At 45.8% G+C, this 14,145-nt stretch carries 14 protein-coding genes; 10 read left to right on the top strand and 4 right to left on the bottom strand.

What is annotated here, in order from left to right:
* Nucleotides 1–241: 241 nt before the first annotated feature.
* Together B9N89_RS05750 and B9N89_RS05745 are read right to left on the bottom strand one after the other, a co-directional pair.
* The gene (locus B9N89_RS05750; RefSeq protein ID WP_143478122.1) at nucleotides 242–1,168 is read right to left on the bottom strand and encodes a hypothetical protein; all 927 of its coding nucleotides are present in this window, start codon (nucleotides 1,166–1,168) and stop codon (nucleotides 242–244) included.
* Between the two features lie 212 nt (nucleotides 1,169–1,380).
* The gene (locus tag B9N89_RS05745; RefSeq protein WP_132315933.1) at nucleotides 1,381–2,457 is read right to left on the bottom strand and encodes a hypothetical protein; all 1,077 of its coding nucleotides are present in this window, start codon (nucleotides 2,455–2,457) and stop codon (nucleotides 1,381–1,383) included.
* Between the two features lie 227 nt (nucleotides 2,458–2,684).
* Here B9N89_RS05745 and B9N89_RS05740 point away from each other — a divergent pair, with 227 nt between their 5' ends.
* From B9N89_RS05740 to B9N89_RS05705, 8 genes are all read left to right on the top strand, one after another.
* A complete protein-coding gene (locus B9N89_RS05740; RefSeq protein ID WP_132315935.1) occupies nucleotides 2,685–3,692 on the top strand; it encodes a hypothetical protein in 1,008 nt (335 codons plus the stop codon).
* A gap of 522 nt (nucleotides 3,693–4,214) precedes the next feature.
* Nucleotides 4,215–5,450 (top strand): ABC transporter substrate-binding protein, encoded by a 1,236-nt coding sequence (locus B9N89_RS05735; protein ID WP_132315937.1) that lies wholly within the window; start codon nucleotides 4,215–4,217, stop codon nucleotides 5,448–5,450.
* 117 nt (nucleotides 5,451–5,567) lie between these two features.
* Complete coding sequence (locus B9N89_RS05730) at nucleotides 5,568–6,470, top strand: carbohydrate ABC transporter permease (RefSeq protein ID WP_412535400.1); 903 nt, start codon at nucleotides 5,568–5,570, stop codon at nucleotides 6,468–6,470.
* The gene (locus tag B9N89_RS05725; RefSeq protein WP_132315939.1) at nucleotides 6,470–7,324 is read left to right on the top strand and encodes a carbohydrate ABC transporter permease; all 855 of its coding nucleotides are present in this window, start codon (nucleotides 6,470–6,472) and stop codon (nucleotides 7,322–7,324) included. Before B9N89_RS05730 ends, B9N89_RS05725 begins: the two co-directional genes overlap by 1 nt.
* A 3-nt stretch (nucleotides 7,325–7,327) precedes the next feature.
* Entirely contained in the window at nucleotides 7,328–8,665 is a 1,338-nt protein-coding gene (locus B9N89_RS05720) for a GH1 family beta-glucosidase (RefSeq protein WP_132315941.1), read from the top strand.
* Nucleotides 8,666–8,674: 9 nt separating this feature from the next.
* The gene (locus tag B9N89_RS05715) at nucleotides 8,675–9,718 is read left to right on the top strand and encodes an ABC transporter ATP-binding protein (protein WP_132315943.1); all 1,044 of its coding nucleotides are present in this window, start codon (nucleotides 8,675–8,677) and stop codon (nucleotides 9,716–9,718) included.
* 284 nt (nucleotides 9,719–10,002) lie between these two features.
* Nucleotides 10,003–10,296 carry a hypothetical protein gene (locus tag B9N89_RS05710; RefSeq protein WP_132315945.1) on the top strand — a complete coding sequence of 98 codons (294 nt, stop codon included), beginning with the start codon at nucleotides 10,003–10,005 and terminating at the stop codon, nucleotides 10,294–10,296.
* Between the two features lie 171 nt (nucleotides 10,297–10,467).
* Nucleotides 10,468–10,746: a hypothetical protein gene (locus B9N89_RS05705; protein WP_132315947.1), complete on the top strand. Its 279-nt coding sequence runs from the start codon at nucleotides 10,468–10,470 to the stop codon at nucleotides 10,744–10,746.
* Between the two features lie 87 nt (nucleotides 10,747–10,833).
* Here the strand turns inward: B9N89_RS05705 and B9N89_RS05700 are convergent, their stop codons facing one another.
* Nucleotides 10,834–11,430 (bottom strand): M23 family metallopeptidase, encoded by a 597-nt coding sequence (locus tag B9N89_RS05700; RefSeq protein ID WP_132315949.1) that lies wholly within the window; start codon nucleotides 11,428–11,430, stop codon nucleotides 10,834–10,836.
* A 287-nt stretch (nucleotides 11,431–11,717) separates the two neighbouring features.
* Here B9N89_RS05700 and B9N89_RS05695 point away from each other — a divergent pair, with 287 nt between their 5' ends.
* A complete protein-coding gene (locus tag B9N89_RS05695) occupies nucleotides 11,718–12,968 on the top strand; it encodes a response regulator (protein WP_132315951.1) in 1,251 nt (416 codons plus the stop codon).
* 58 nt (nucleotides 12,969–13,026) lie between these two features.
* Here B9N89_RS05695 and B9N89_RS05690 read toward each other — a convergent pair whose 3' ends face one another.
* The gene (locus B9N89_RS05690; RefSeq protein WP_132315953.1) at nucleotides 13,027–13,410 is read right to left on the bottom strand and encodes a GFA family protein; all 384 of its coding nucleotides are present in this window, start codon (nucleotides 13,408–13,410) and stop codon (nucleotides 13,027–13,029) included.
* 146 nt (nucleotides 13,411–13,556) lie between these two features.
* Between B9N89_RS05690 and B9N89_RS05685 the strand changes: the two genes are divergently transcribed.
* A complete protein-coding gene (locus tag B9N89_RS05685; RefSeq protein WP_132315955.1) occupies nucleotides 13,557–14,000 on the top strand; it encodes a hypothetical protein in 444 nt (147 codons plus the stop codon).
* Nucleotides 14,001–14,145 lie beyond the last annotated feature (145 nt).

Raw genomic sequence — 14,145 nt, 5'->3', positions numbered from 1 at the left:
TTTACTTCTTTTCGCCTCCAGGATGAGTTTCTAGACTACTCTGTGGTCCCTAGGCCGAAATTGTTGCGATTTTTTACAGATCTCTTTAATGGGGCTGAAGCACCCCATAGTTATGCCTGGTTGCCAGTGGAAACATAAACAATCACTGAAAACCGGAGCGACCAAACTAATGACCATATCTGACATGGTGTCTCGATTATTCTACATGAGATACCGATCAGCAAATCGTGCACACGAGGTGTCAATCATTGATCCATATAGAGTAAGCATCTGTGGACTCTGCGTTCGCTTGAAACATATCATCTGAAAGACGTTTGATAGAAATTGGATCGGAAAGATCAAACGCCATGAAATCAAAACTTTCAAGTGCAAACAGCTGCTCATCAGGACGCTCAAATAGGGCTATGTTTTCGAAGAAAAATAGCCCTCTCTTAGTACGACTTGCACGGTACAGTGACTTGCCATAATCCGAATCGAGCAGGCGTCCAATTTGATAGCCAACGTACTTTGGTGTTGTGATTACAAGTTGACTTTTGTTAACGATTTTGAACTCGGTTCCTACCCCTAAATCGACGAGTCCGGCGATGCCTGTAACAGTAAGATCTAGTTTTGAGCCATAGGAGTTAAAAAACTCTAGAGTCATCTTGCCAATACGGAGCGCTTGCACAATGAAACCGAAATCATTCAAAAAGTCTTTGCAAGTCGCCCGCATCTTTTTGTTGTAAAACTCTGAGAGCAGAACAAGGTCAAGGTACTCCACCTCAACATCATCGATTTTTAGATCTACATTCTTTACAAGGTTTGATTCTGCAACGAGCTTGACACCAGGGCCACCTTGGTTGAGCATGTTCCTAAGCACATCAATTGAAAGTCGGCCACCAAAGCTAAGTTCGTAGCTTTCTGAAGAGAGCGTGGTGCGATCGATCTTTCGTAGATCTTTATACCGGCCCCGAAGTGGTTTCGGGGGGAAACAAGTATCAGGTGCGGCGACAATTTTTAACTCTCCGGGTTTGCCACCGACCAAAGTGCCGGTCCCAGCGTGTTCCATGGGAGTTTCATAGGAGATGTAGCCGTAGCCTTGAATCTTATCGCGGAAATATTCGTCAGCATTTCCGCAGCTTATTTGTAAAGTTGATAAAAAAAGCATGATGAAACTAGCATTTTTCATAGTAGACCCCTTGATGTCATTGCAAAATTTTAATTCTAAGGTTTCTACTATTAGATGTAATCTGGTTTAGCAACAGCTATATAGCTTTTGGATCTAATAATAAACGATTCGTTTATTTCTTGTAGGATTCTTTTCAACGATGTGAGGCGAGGTCTCAAAAAAGCGATGGAAGGAGTGTGATAAGGCTTAGTAGCCTTATCAATTCGAGGTCTTTATTTGTCCAGTTGCAGTTGGATGAGATCCCCCGCAACTCGCCAGAGGTAGCTAGCAATTTTTCGACTTCTAGTGAGTCGTTCTAGGAAGGATAGCTCTTTTTCTTTCTCATCTTCGATCACCTCAACTTCGCGATCTTCAATGGGTGGCAGCATTTCAGTGCCATCAAGGCACTCCTCATTGCCATTAATGTCTGAAGGATCGCAAATGAAGAAGATGTTGTCGGTATCGCCAGCAGCTTCGATGACTTCGGGGACAAGGCCCTTATTGTAAGCCGAAGTTCGTCGACCATTGGGATCAATGACTTGGGTGAACTGATAGCGTGAGTAACCATCGCCATCATTTCTACCTGTGAGAGAGCGAAAAATGTTGCAAACGGTTCTGATGGAGGAGCTATCATTGTTATTACAAATTTTGGAACGTCGATGCCAAATGTAATAGTCCCGCTCAGAGTTTTTCGGAATCAGGTACATATCGAAATAAAGAATATCTTCTGGCAGAGGAATCCTTTCTCCTTCTTGCCAAGAGTAGGCATTGATCACAGCATACCGACGGTCCGCTGCGGTGCACCTGATCGGTTTTTCTGATACTTTGAATTTAGCAAACTGCTTTTCCATGTCGGCCATCACTTCATCAGTACAGTCTCGCCACTCAAGCTCGTACTCGGGTTGATAAGATAGCGCCTTGGAGTAAATTCCATGGCCTTTCTCGGTATTGAGCCAAGAGAAGGTTGTTTTATAACTTACAGACCATCGAATCCGGCTTGCGTTTTCATTCATTGGTCGCGCATGCTTTAAGGAAAGTGTCTTATCAGGAAGTGGAGCACCATCTAGAAAGAACAAGCCTTGTAGTTCCGTTGGCAGAATGCGCTCCTGGCTATCGCTAGCGAGGACATCGTTGTCTAAGATATATTCCTGGAAAGTATCGATGGTTTCGTCGGCACTCATAGTAAACGGTTGGTAGTAGTGATCCACCGTTTTTCCCTGAAATTCATTGGTCGCATCAAGGCTGGAGTAGTCAGAACTACAGGCTACTGGGGCTAGCAATAGTGCTAGGCGAGAGAAATGCTTAATCATTATAATCCCTTAGTATTTGTAATTATGTTGAACAATTGTTTAATAAGAGATTATAAACACTTTGACAAGCACTTCTTGGCAATTTCACAATTCTTATGATCCCTAAATCCTGATGAGAAGCCGAACCTTAGCGGCCAATTAGGTACGGAGGCGCACTCAATACTAAAGTTTGAAAAGGTCCCGTCGAGACTTAGAAAGAATCTTTGGGGTTAGTTGGAGGGCAGTCGATGTTAACAAAACCCATCAAGTACACGTGCTTCTTAAGTTTATTTGTCTTCACGAGTTGTGGTGAAGAAGAGGCTGACAAATACGGCCAAGGCATATTCAACTTTGATACCACCGAAATCGTAAGCGAGTCGACACCATCTCAGCTGCAAAGCAGTTCTACTGGGTTGGTGCAGGATACTCCTGATGAAATCACTCAGATCCGAGATCGGCTGTATCTAAGTCAGGCATCCAATTCGATTCCTAACATGATACAAACATTTCAAGATAGAATTGATGAACTAGATACCCGCACCGCAGGCTATGAAGTTGATGCTCTTCCTCTATGTGTGACGGCGACTCCCACAGAAACCACAGTCGTGACTCCTGATGGGCAAAATTTTGCCATGGAGGTCCAATGCTACGAGGAGCTTAGTGATACGAGTTTTATGATCTGGGGTAAGGATGACGATGGAGTGAGTTACATCTACGAACGTAGCTCTGTTTCGGCGTCCATTGTCAAAGTCACGCCTAATGATGATGGCACAAACTCGTTTGATGGCTACCTTTCATTTCTTGCTCAAAGTGCAGACGAAGCCGGAACTGTAGTCCACCTTGTTGCCAATCAATCTGCCAAAACTGTTCAAGCTAACTTGGTGGCACCTCATGAGGTTTGTGGTGTTAACATGTTTGCCAACGAAGAAAAGATCCACTTTCGAGGCAGCATTAGCACAGGCACAGCCAATGCCTGCCCAGCTGAGTCTGACTATGTGTATTCGGCAACTGATTTAACTGAATCAACCGGCTTCGACGCGAGCCTATTATTGGGTGATACCTATTTCATGAAACGCACCGCCGGTAATAAACTGGTGAATGGTTCAACGCAAGCTTACGAGGAATACGCTAATACGAGTGGCTCGGGTAATGTATCTCTGTCTTACGCCACTGATCCAACTTCGAGTACTACTGATGCCAACTTTGGACCATCGTCCGCATCCGAGCTTGGTGGTGCGGCCTATGTAAGCCAGTAGTCACATGTTTGAAGTGTCTAAGGGACCATAGCTCTGCCAGAGCTATGGTCCAGGATGAAGAGAGTGGGGGCCTAGGGGCATGAGCATCCCTGCTAACACCCGTTCTGCGGCTTGCTGCAGATGTTTCGTCCGGCTCCCACAGTGAAACCTGTATTCCGTCAAAGCTTTCCGAATTCCTACCAATATGATCTAAATGATTCTATTAGCAGCCATCAAGGCAGGGAATATCGACTCAGGTTACCCTAGGTTCCTGCGCTTAGAACCAAAGGCCCACATCGGGCTAAGACCTTGTGAAAATTGATATTACATTTAGATTTGCATCCCCGTTCCGGCAAATGGAATATGTTCAAAACAAACTGAATTGGATATTTAACTTACTGGACCGGGAATTCAATTTGGTAGGCCTCAGCAGGCGAACCGGAGCTTGCCAAAGAAATGTAGGCTGTCTAAGTTAGCCATCAAATGATGTGTACAAAATAAATTTGGCAGAAATTTTCGCAAGGAAAAAATAGGGGCACAAGGATGAAGAGAGTCATAAAATTGTTAGCACTCGTTTCCAGTCTGGGCTTTGGGGTGGAAAAACCTACAAGCATTCGCTTCGATGCATTTCCAGACTTCGATAGTCACTTAAAAAATGTGTTGCCAGGTTACCACAAGATTCAAGACGGTATTAAAGTCGACTTCCTAATGAACAACCATGGAGATCATCACACCAAACTCACTAATAATCTAGCCACTGGTTCCGGAGCAGGTGATGTAGTGGCTGTTGATATCAATCGACTCGGGGCGTTTATTGATGCCGGGGGGTTTGTAAATCTGGATCAAGCTCCCTACAATGCCCAGAGTCTCAAGCAGTATTTTCCAGCCTATGCCTGGAGCCAAGGGAAGGGTAGCGATGGCAAGCAGTATGCGATTCCTACAGACCTTGGTCCCGGTGTGATGTACTATCGCCGCGATCACTTGAAAGCTACAAGCAAGTCTATAGAGGCCGTGAACAAGGACTGGGATAGCTTCCTTGCCTGGGGTGAGGAGCTTAAAAAGCGCAAGGTGGCTCTTATTGCAGACGCTAGCGATATTGCCTTACTGATGGTCTATTCAGGGGGGAAGCCAGGCGAAGGAATCTTTTTCGATAGCCAAGGCAAAAGCTTACTCACCAGCTCACGCTTTGTTGAGGCGGTAAATCTTGCGAAAAAAATTCGTCAGAAAGGCCTCGATCTCAATATCACTTCTTGGACTAATGAGTGGTACGAAGCTCTTCGTACAGGAAAAGTGGGAACCCAGTTATCGGGAGCTTGGCTTCTTGGTCACTTGCAAAACTGGATCGCTCCTAAAAGTGCAGGGATGTGGGGCGTGGCTCATCTTCCTAATGGGATCTACGGCAGTTGGGGAGGCTCGTTTCTGTGTATCACCAAACAAAGCAAGCATCCTAACGAAGCTTGGCAGTTTATCAAATTCATGACAACACCAGAAACGCAGATCAGCGGACTACAAAAAATCGCAGCGTTTCCTGCTCGCACGGATACTTATAGCAACGAGATTTTTAAGGAGCCCATCGACTACCTTGCGGGGCAGAAAGCTAGGCTGCTTTTTGCTGAAATCGCCAAGAACGTGACACCTATCAAGCCATTTCGTGGCGATGCCATTGCGCGGACCATATTTCTAAATGCCCTGGAAGAAGCTGTGGATCAAAACCAAGATACCACTAGTGTTCTAAAAAGTGCTAGCCGTATGCTAGAGCGTCGAACCCGTCGGTTTTAGGAGCAGGTCTAAATGAAATCCGCTGATACACTTGAAACGACCCCGCTGCCCGCGGGGCGGTCGCCGAAACTGGAAGGGCGCATTCGAGCTTGGTGCCACAGCCTAGACCGCCGTAAGATGAGTCACTGGCTGTTTCTCATGCCCTATATTCTGATTCTTGGTGTTTTTAGTATCTTTCCAATTCTCTTTTCGATCTATCTATCTTTCCACTCTTGGAATCCTGTTGAAGGCCTCGGGGCTATGCAATTCGTTGGCGTGGAAAACTACAGCTTTGCACTCGAAGATCCTTGGCTTTGGAAATCTCTTAAAAATACCTTTATTATGGCAACAGCCTCCGGCCTACCACAGCATCTCGTAGCTCTGCCTATGGCCTACCTCCTAGTTCAATGTCATAAATGGGTCCGAAGTTTCGCGATGTCAGCCTTCTTTTTCCCCTATATTATTTCTGGGGTTGTGGTGGCGTTGGTCTTCTTCAACATGTTTTCACCGCGAACAGGCATCATTAACCAGGGAATCCTGGCTTTAGCTGAATGGCCATTGCTTCAAACAATGCTGTCTCCACTAGTGGCTGCCATGCCGGTAGATTGGCTGAATGATGTTGACCTCGTGCAGGTTTCGGTTTCATTTGTAGTGTTCTGGAAGTACACAGGCTTTAACATCGTGATTTATACCACAGGTTTGATGACCGTTCCTGAAGAGCTTTATGAAGCAGCAAAAATCGATGGAGCCAATTTTTGGCATCGATTTAGGCACATCTCATTACCACACTTAAAGCCATTCATTATTTTCGGAGCTACACTATCAGTAATCGGCGGCCTGCAGCTATTCGAAGAACCTTTCATCCTAACTGAAGGTAAAGGCGGTCCTTCTCAAGCTGGCCTTACCATCGCAAACTACCTCATGAGGGTCGGTTGGGAATGGCTTGAAATGGGTCAGGCGTCTGCCATTGCTTGGATTCTGTTTATTGTGATTGGTATCTTTTCAGCCATTAACTTTCTCTTGTTGAGGGGGCGTGACTAGTGCAAACATCTGTCCTGAATTCAGCTAGAGTCTGGCGGCGATCTCTACGGGGAGCCCTCCAGGTCACGATCATCAGCTTGACAAGCATTACGATTTTTCCATTTTTTTGGTCAATTGTACTGTCATCCCACAATAGAGAGAGCATATTCTCAAGTGTGATTCCGATGTACTGGGGAGACTTTTTCCAAGAAAACTACCGAACCTTGGTAGAGTTGGTGCCTTATTGGACAGCCATGTACAACAGTATTGTGATCTCTGTACTTGGTACTTTTGTATCTCTTTTGTTTTGCAGTATGGCTGGCTACGCTTTCGCCTTGCAAAAATTCAAGCTCAAGAAGCTTCTATTCTCATTTATGATTGCAACGATGATGGTGCCGCCTGTTGTCAGCTTGGTGCCTTACTATCTGACAATTCAATTTCTTGGTCTACTCAATACCCATCTTGCGGTATGGCTCCCGTTTACGGCAGCGCCAGTGGGTATCTTTTTGGTTCGTCAGTTTATCATCCGCAGTGTACCGCCAGATCTGATCGAAGCCGCTAAGCTAGATGGAGCTTCAGATCTTGACGTTTTCTTTCGAGTGGTGCTGCCTCTAATAAAGCCAGCCTTGGCAACCCTTGGAATCATTCAGTTTGTATTCTTCTGGAATAACTTCCTGACACCGCTCGTAGTATTGAGCGAGCAAGACAAACTGGTGTTACCTTTGGCTTTGCGAAGCCTGCAAAATCACCCTAATGCTCCTTGGGGCGCCGTGATGGTGGGCACGACATTGGCCTTTATTCCTGTCCTTATTGTTTACTTTTTCTTTTCGAGAAAGATTATTGCTGGTCTCACCTCTGGTGCTGTGAAAGGTTAGTTTATGTTTGAATTTAAAGAAAAGTCTCCGCTTTTAAATCGCGATCAATTTCTATTCGGAACGGCTACATCGTCCTTTCAAATCGAAGGTGGGGCTGATCTCGGTGGCAGAACACCATCGATTTGGGATGATTTTTGCCTTGAAAAGGGTCGTGTCAAGGGCGGCGATGATGGTCGCAAGGGGACCAATCACTTCCACTTGTGGAAGGATGATATCGATTTGATTGAACATCTGAATTTTGATGCTTACCGATTCTCTCTGTCATGGTCTAGAATCATCCCCGCTAGGGGACAGATCAATGAGGAAGGGCTTAGATTCTATGAAGATATTATCGATCGTTGCAACGAGCGTGGTATCAAGCCTTTTATAACTTTGTATCATTGGGATCTTCCCACCTACCTTGAGGATCGAGGGGGCTGGATCAATCGTGAGACCGCCTATGATTTTGCGGAATATGCAGCAGTCGTGGCCAAGCGTTTTGGGGACAAGGTGAGTTCGATTGCAACTCTCAACGAGCCTTTCTGTTCAGCCTTCTTAGGCTATCTTTGGGGAGTTCATGCTCCAGGGTATAAGAATCGCCGGATGGCGTTTCAAGCAGCCCATCACTTGATGCTGGCCCATGGGCTGGGGATGACTGAGCTGAAGAAGCATGCTCCACAAACAAAGAATGGTATCGTCCTCAATTTTACCCCTGCTTATCCAGCTAGTTCTTCGGCATCAGATCAATTAGCCACGGCTCGGGCTGACTACGAACACACCTTCTGGTTTTCAGATGCGTTGTTTCGTGGTCGCTATCCCGAAGAACTCATTAACGATGAACCCGACTCAAAGCCCTGCATGATGCCTGGCGATATGGAAGTCATTAGCCAAGATGTGGACTTCTTGGGAGTGAACTTTTATTCGCGACAGCTGGTGTCTTTGAGTACAAACGGTTACAAGGTTCAGCCTGCGCCGGATCCCAAAACTGATATAGGCTGGGAAGTCTTCCCGAAGGCCTTGTTCGATCTGTTCCAGGATAAGTTTTCTCGCTACGATAAGCTGCCTCCAATCTACATCACTGAAAACGGTGCTGCTTATAACGAAGGTGTTGATGCCAATGGAGAGGTGATCGATGCTAAGAGGATTGAGTACTACCAGCAACATCTTAATGAAGTGGAGCGCCTGATCGACGAGGGGTATCCCATCAAAGGTTACTTCGCTTGGAGTTTGATGGATAACTTTGAATGGGCTGAAGGCTACTCTCAAAGGTTTGGCATCGTTCATGTTGACTATGAAACGATGAAGAGAACTCCTAAAGCCAGCGCCAAGATGTTTAAAGACCTCTTGGCCAGTAGATCATGAGGCTTCCCAATGAATTTAGAACTTAAACAAGTCACGAAGAGCTTTGGCACCATCAATGTTGTTCCTCCTATCGATCTTAGTATCAAGCAGGGAGAGTTCATTGTCTTGCTAGGCCCTTCAGGCTGCGGAAAATCGACGATATTGAGAATGATTGCTGGTCTAGAAGATGTGACCAGTGGCAGTATCAGTATTGATGGGCGGGTGGTGAATGATGTTCCGCCTAAAGATCGCGACCTTGCCATGGTCTTTCAATCTTATGCCCTTTACCCCCATATGAGCGTTTTTGATAACATGGGGTTTGGCTTGAAGATGAGGGCGTTTCCTGAAGAGGAGATCAAATCTAGGGTTCTTCAAGCTGCTAAGTATTTAGATTTGGAGAAGCACCTTTATAAAAAACCCAGTGCTTTGTCTGGAGGACAGAGGCAAAGAGTTGCCATGGGACGAGCCCTGGTTCGAAGGCCTAAGATTTTCCTCTTTGATGAGCCCCTTTCGAACTTGGATGCCCAACTAAGGATCGGCTTGCGATCCGAAATCAAGCGACTACACCACGAGGTGAATGCCACGACGATCTATGTTACCCACGATCAGGAAGAGGCTATGTCGTTGGCTGACCGCATCATCATTTTAAGACATGGTCGGGTGGAGCAGCAAGGATCACCCTTGGATATTTTTACTCGGCCAAAGAACCTCTTTGTAGCTGAGTTCCTAGGAAGCCCCAGAATCAACTTGTTGGATAAGGAAGTTCGAGGCCAAAGAGTGGGTATTGGCAAGCTTGAGCTTCCAGTTGATACGGATGGTAGAGTCCGGGTGGGTATCCGGCCCGGAGACATCTCGTTCTATCCTAAAGACCGTTGGGTGGAAGGGGGAGCCTTTAAAGTTCGTTATGCTGAGAACCTTGGCGACTCGACTTTGGTCCATGGCTTATTAGATCAGCAGCCAGTGATTATGCTCACCAACACCAAGAGGGTTCCACAAAGTGGCGAGCACCCTTGTTACATCAACCCCCAAAATGTCGGACTGTTTCACCAAGAGACAGGGCTCCTGCTGAATTAAGATAGAGACCTTTTTTTGCATTTGACCCCGACTCTATAAGAGAAGTCGGGGTCTTTTTCTATTCCATCCAAAATGTTTGCCTGAGTGAAATTAAATACTTGGTCAGCTAGACCCGCCTCAGTTTTAAACCTATACTAAGGTTAATTAACTTCGGAAATCGGCTAAACTAGTGCAGGTTAAGGGCATATAAATCAAAGATCGCGAGTTCTTGACTTTAGGGAGCCTCCACAGTAACGTGTAATATTGATAATGATAATCGATATCATCGAGAGAGGGGAACGGTCATGGGAGTGACAGTTACGTTTGACAGTGAGCGCGACTCAATGTTTCTGAGTCGCTATGCTCGCAGCAAATTAAAAGCAATGGCATTGGGGCTGCCGTCGGATTGCGAAATCAATATTGATATCCGAGGAAGCAGTGATCAGGTGAAAACAGTGTCCTGTCGGGTTATCGGCGGCAACCAGCGCTTCCGCTACCATCAGCGTGTTGATGTTTGCAGCCAACATGCGGTGGATGCAGCCATTCAGGCTATTGGAAACTATCTGCAGAGCCCGCTACAATCTTCTGATGCGTCATAAGATACTTTTATTACGAATGATTTTATGGTGCATCCGCGGAGCCGCTATCGCTAAGATGCTGGAAAATCGTATTTAAATAAAAGAATTACAGATTAGCTAAAGTGTCCCCCCTAACTTGTCGATAACAAAGAGATTGCCTTAGCGTAAATACTTTGTAGTGGGGGACCAACCATGACGGCTGTCTATATTGGAATGAGCTATCTGACCCGTATTGGACGATTCTTTCGCAAGGCGAATGAATTCCAAAGGGCTCTCCTACACTTTCTATCTGTTATCATCTTAAATATGCTGCAAGTTGAGGTTTCAGACTTTCATAGCCAAAAGCCTAGGCCTGGGGAGAGGAACCACGAGGTGATCGCTAATCTGGCAAAGCAAGCCGAAAATCGCAATCGCCCCTCTGGGCGTTTTATGTCGATGAACTGTCCCTACATGACATCGGGTGTTGCTTGAGAAATTCCATAAAAAACTGTTAAAGCTTTAGACACTCTATTTGGCCAAGAGTTAGACATTTTCTAGCCCATGGGCCTTATGGTGCCGCTAATGAATAGGTTGAAACGGCAGGCTCTTCGTTTGCTCCGGTGCTTTCTTACCTTCAGGAATACGCTCAAATCGATTATCAATCAGAAACGACCCTGGGTGAGGTGTGAAAACCTCTGTGGGATTGAGAGCTTTGCTGGCTAAACGCACTTCGAAGTGCAGGTGAGGTCCTGTCACCACACCTGTGGAGCCCACCGTGCCGATCAGCTCTCCAGTTGAGACCTTTTGGCCCCAGCGCACGTAGATTTTATCGAGGTGAGCATAGGTAGACTGAAGGTTAAACGGGTGGTCTAAGATTATCGTATTGCCATAACCCTTTGCCTTGGCTGCCCAATAGACCTTACCCTGAGCAATCGCGTAAACTGGAGTTCCAGGATCTGACGCGATATCAATACCATAATGGAAGCCACCCTTGCGAGTCCCGAAGGGTGATGAGATTGGCCCAAATGATGGCCATTGCATTTCAAGTAGTGGCACACTAGTTTCGATGTTTTCCAGGTCTTCTGATGAGAATCGGGTAGCGCTCAGCTTGGAGGAATAAGAGTTGATAACAGCAACAATCAAGGCCCCGAAAAACATAGGGATAAGAAACTTCATGAATCATCCTCATGGAGTTGCCCGATTATCGACTGAGATCCTGCAAACGCCGCGCCATACCTACCTAGAGTAAGAAAGCACTCTATCTGTATAGTCCGTTTGATTCCTAAGCTAACTTTTTAGCGACGGGTCTGGAGCTACCGTTTTAATTGATTTTCGGTGGCTCTTGCTAAGGTTCTAAAATTAGGCAGGTATCTACTTGGCTTTAAAGTAGCCTAAAAAAGCCACCATAGCGACCGAAGCTTTAACTTATATGCAAAAGCTGAAAATTCTTTGGAGTTGTAACTATGGCTACTTCCGTCGCTAAGACGGTCGCAATCATCGATGCCGACCCTCATTATCAACAGATTCTTAGCCAGTATTGTTTAGATGCTGGGTTCGAAGTCTGCAAATATGAAACTGCTGAAGCTCTATTCAAAGACTTTGCCCTTGAGAAAGAGTTCGATCTTTTTCTCATCGACTGGGATATCAAAGATGGTATCAAGGGTCCTGGTATCACCCATCGGCTTAGACAAGATCCACGGTTTGCTTTGACGCCGATTCTGGTGGTTTCGGGAACGATCGCAGATCGAGACCTGGCATTGGCGGATGAGTTTTTTTGCATGTCGTTCTTAGCAAAGCCTGTGACACAAAACGTTTTCCAAAAAGAGCTGGAGAATATTTTCGATGAGTATGAATGGTATCACACACACTACCAGATGATTCATCAGGCCTTAGACTTGCGGGAAGATTCCCAGTCTTCAATGAAAACTATCATCGATCTGCTGGCGCAAGCCCCTAATCCTGTGCCATTGAGCCTACTGCTTGCGGATATTCTTTGGGAGCGCGGCCATTATCAGGCCTGTGAGTCTCTATTAGTCAAGCTGATGGATGGTGATCATCGTAACGTTCGAATGCTGACCCTCATGGGAAAAATCTGTATGGAGCGCAAGCAGAACGAGGATGCCTATAACTATCTTAAGCTAGCTGATGTGCTGAGCCCAGATAATTTGGAGAGAATTTGTCATTTGGGTCAGCTGGAGCTTCAATCTAAGAAAGCTGATGAAGCCCTTGAGTCCTTTGAACGCGGCCTGAAACTTGACCCTAATAACAAAATCGCCGCTGCGGGCAAGACTGTAGCTCAAAACCTTCAAGATTATATAAGAGAGAAGACGCCTTCCCTGTCAAGAACCTTGGCTTGCTTGATGAACTGTATTGGTATCACGAAGGTTCATGGTGGAGCCATCGATGAAGGCATCACTCACTATAAGTCTGCTCTAAGTTTCATTGTTGATCGCGATGCGAAGACAAAGCTGATGTTTAACATCGGCTATGGCTATTATCGCCAGTCAGATTACAGTATGGCCATAGACTGGTTTAATCGATCTTTCGAAGAAAGTCGCGACACGTTTCAAAAAGCGCGGACGTACGCGAAGCTATTGTCGCGGAAAAGTTACTCTGACGAGGAGACCAACTATATTACCCTGTGCGAGTCTGATGATCTCGACGAACAGAATTTCGAGGCGCGAACCCAGGAATTGCAAGATGTTCTAGGATAGGGTCTTGGCTTTTCTAAAGACGTTCGTGCCTTAGGTAGCATTAAGCTCGATTTGCTGATCAGATTCGATCTTTAGGATGGTTCACACCATCGCCCATCTCGACATTTTTAATCTCATATGAGTTGACACCCTCCAAACAAGCGGTGTTATAGCCATATTCAGTAGGATCAGATCGCCGCTGGTGATGAGTATAGATTCCGCATATTGAGCAAAAGTAGTGCTTTGCTGTCATCGTATTGAATTGATATAGGCTAAGCTTTTCTTTCCCTTTTAGAATTTTAAGGTCCTCAAGCTTGACCGAAGCGACGACCGTTCCCCGTCTCATACATATGGAGCAATTGCATCGCCTTGGCTTATGAATGCCTTGGGGAAGCGTCAACTGGATCTCGACAGCCCCGCAATGGCACGACAGCTTGTGTAGGGGATTTACTTTAACAGACATAATGTGCCTCCTTTAACAGGGTTCGCAAAGCGCAAAATTTGCGGACGCAAATCAGCCTCAGACATATAGTCACTATCATACTCACTTAAAAAATGATGCTAGTTTTAATCAACTCCAAAAGCATTCTATTACGAAAGGAAAAAGTTATGAAGTATGGAACGACAGTAATACTAGCAAAGATCATTCTAGGATCGGCTTTTTTAAGTAGTGCTCCCTTGCACGCCCGAGAGTTGCTAGCTCAATTTAACACTGGAGGAGACGACGTGCGAGGCGGCAGTCGAATCGATATCCGTGTTGACACCCAATCAGGAGTTCAATGGTTTCGAAATATTAATCGAGCCTCATCCTTGCCCAATGGTTCGTTTAAAGAGTTCACGATCAACGTCGCAAATCTAAGCCACCCCTTCGATCTCAACGGCGTCACAATTATCCATCGTTCGGGAAACTGCACGTTTTGCAGTTATGATAACTGGAGCATGTCTAGTTTTAGCTTGGTCACTAAAGATACGAAGTACCCTCTCTTAGGCCATGGCTTTCACCGATTTAGGGGCAATAGCCCCAGTCTCTATATAGAATCACCTGAGTTTTAAGGGATACACTATTCCGGCAAAAGGAGGATGTGCTTGCATCCTCCAACACCCAAACTTAGGCTTACTCACGACCGTCTTAGTTATTTTTTAAGGTCGAGCATCGGGTCATACTGATCCAACAAAACGTAACTCTCAGTCAAAAACC

Origin of the sequence: Pseudobacteriovorax antillogorgiicola (assembly GCF_900177345.1) — a bacterium.
Taxonomy (GTDB): domain Bacteria; phylum Bdellovibrionota_B; class Oligoflexia; order Oligoflexales; family Oligoflexaceae; genus Pseudobacteriovorax; species Pseudobacteriovorax antillogorgiicola.
The sequence above is the reverse complement of the archived record's forward strand: the minus strand, read 5'-3'. Positions and strand labels throughout refer to the sequence as shown.

Excerpts from the sequence above, each read along its gene's own strand:
- B9N89_RS05705 (WP_132315947.1), top strand. The coding sequence starts at position 10,468 with ATGACGGCTGTCTATATTGGAATGAGCTATCTGACCCGTATTGGACGA.
- B9N89_RS05690 (WP_132315953.1), bottom strand. The coding sequence starts at position 13,410 with ATGTCTGTTAAAGTAAATCCCCTACACAAGCTGTCGTGCCATTGCGGG.
- B9N89_RS05700 (WP_132315949.1), bottom strand. The coding sequence starts at position 11,430 with ATGAAGTTTCTTATCCCTATGTTTTTCGGGGCCTTGATTGTTGCTGTT.
- B9N89_RS05730 (WP_412535400.1), top strand. The coding sequence starts at position 5,568 with ATGAGTCACTGGCTGTTTCTCATGCCCTATATTCTGATTCTTGGTGTT.
- B9N89_RS05750 (WP_143478122.1), bottom strand. The coding sequence starts at position 1,168 with ATGAAAAATGCTAGTTTCATCATGCTTTTTTTATCAACTTTACAAATA.
- B9N89_RS05735 (WP_132315937.1), top strand. The coding sequence starts at position 4,215 with ATGAAGAGAGTCATAAAATTGTTAGCACTCGTTTCCAGTCTGGGCTTT.
- B9N89_RS05695 (WP_132315951.1), top strand. The coding sequence starts at position 11,718 with ATGGCTACTTCCGTCGCTAAGACGGTCGCAATCATCGATGCCGACCCT.
- B9N89_RS05720 (WP_132315941.1), top strand. The coding sequence starts at position 7,328 with ATGTTTGAATTTAAAGAAAAGTCTCCGCTTTTAAATCGCGATCAATTT.
- B9N89_RS05685 (WP_132315955.1), top strand. The coding sequence starts at position 13,557 with ATGAAGTATGGAACGACAGTAATACTAGCAAAGATCATTCTAGGATCG.
- B9N89_RS05715 (WP_132315943.1), top strand. The coding sequence starts at position 8,675 with ATGAATTTAGAACTTAAACAAGTCACGAAGAGCTTTGGCACCATCAAT.
- B9N89_RS05710 (WP_132315945.1), top strand. The coding sequence starts at position 10,003 with ATGGGAGTGACAGTTACGTTTGACAGTGAGCGCGACTCAATGTTTCTG.
- B9N89_RS05740 (WP_132315935.1), top strand. The coding sequence starts at position 2,685 with ATGTTAACAAAACCCATCAAGTACACGTGCTTCTTAAGTTTATTTGTC.
- B9N89_RS05745 (WP_132315933.1), bottom strand. The coding sequence starts at position 2,457 with ATGATTAAGCATTTCTCTCGCCTAGCACTATTGCTAGCCCCAGTAGCC.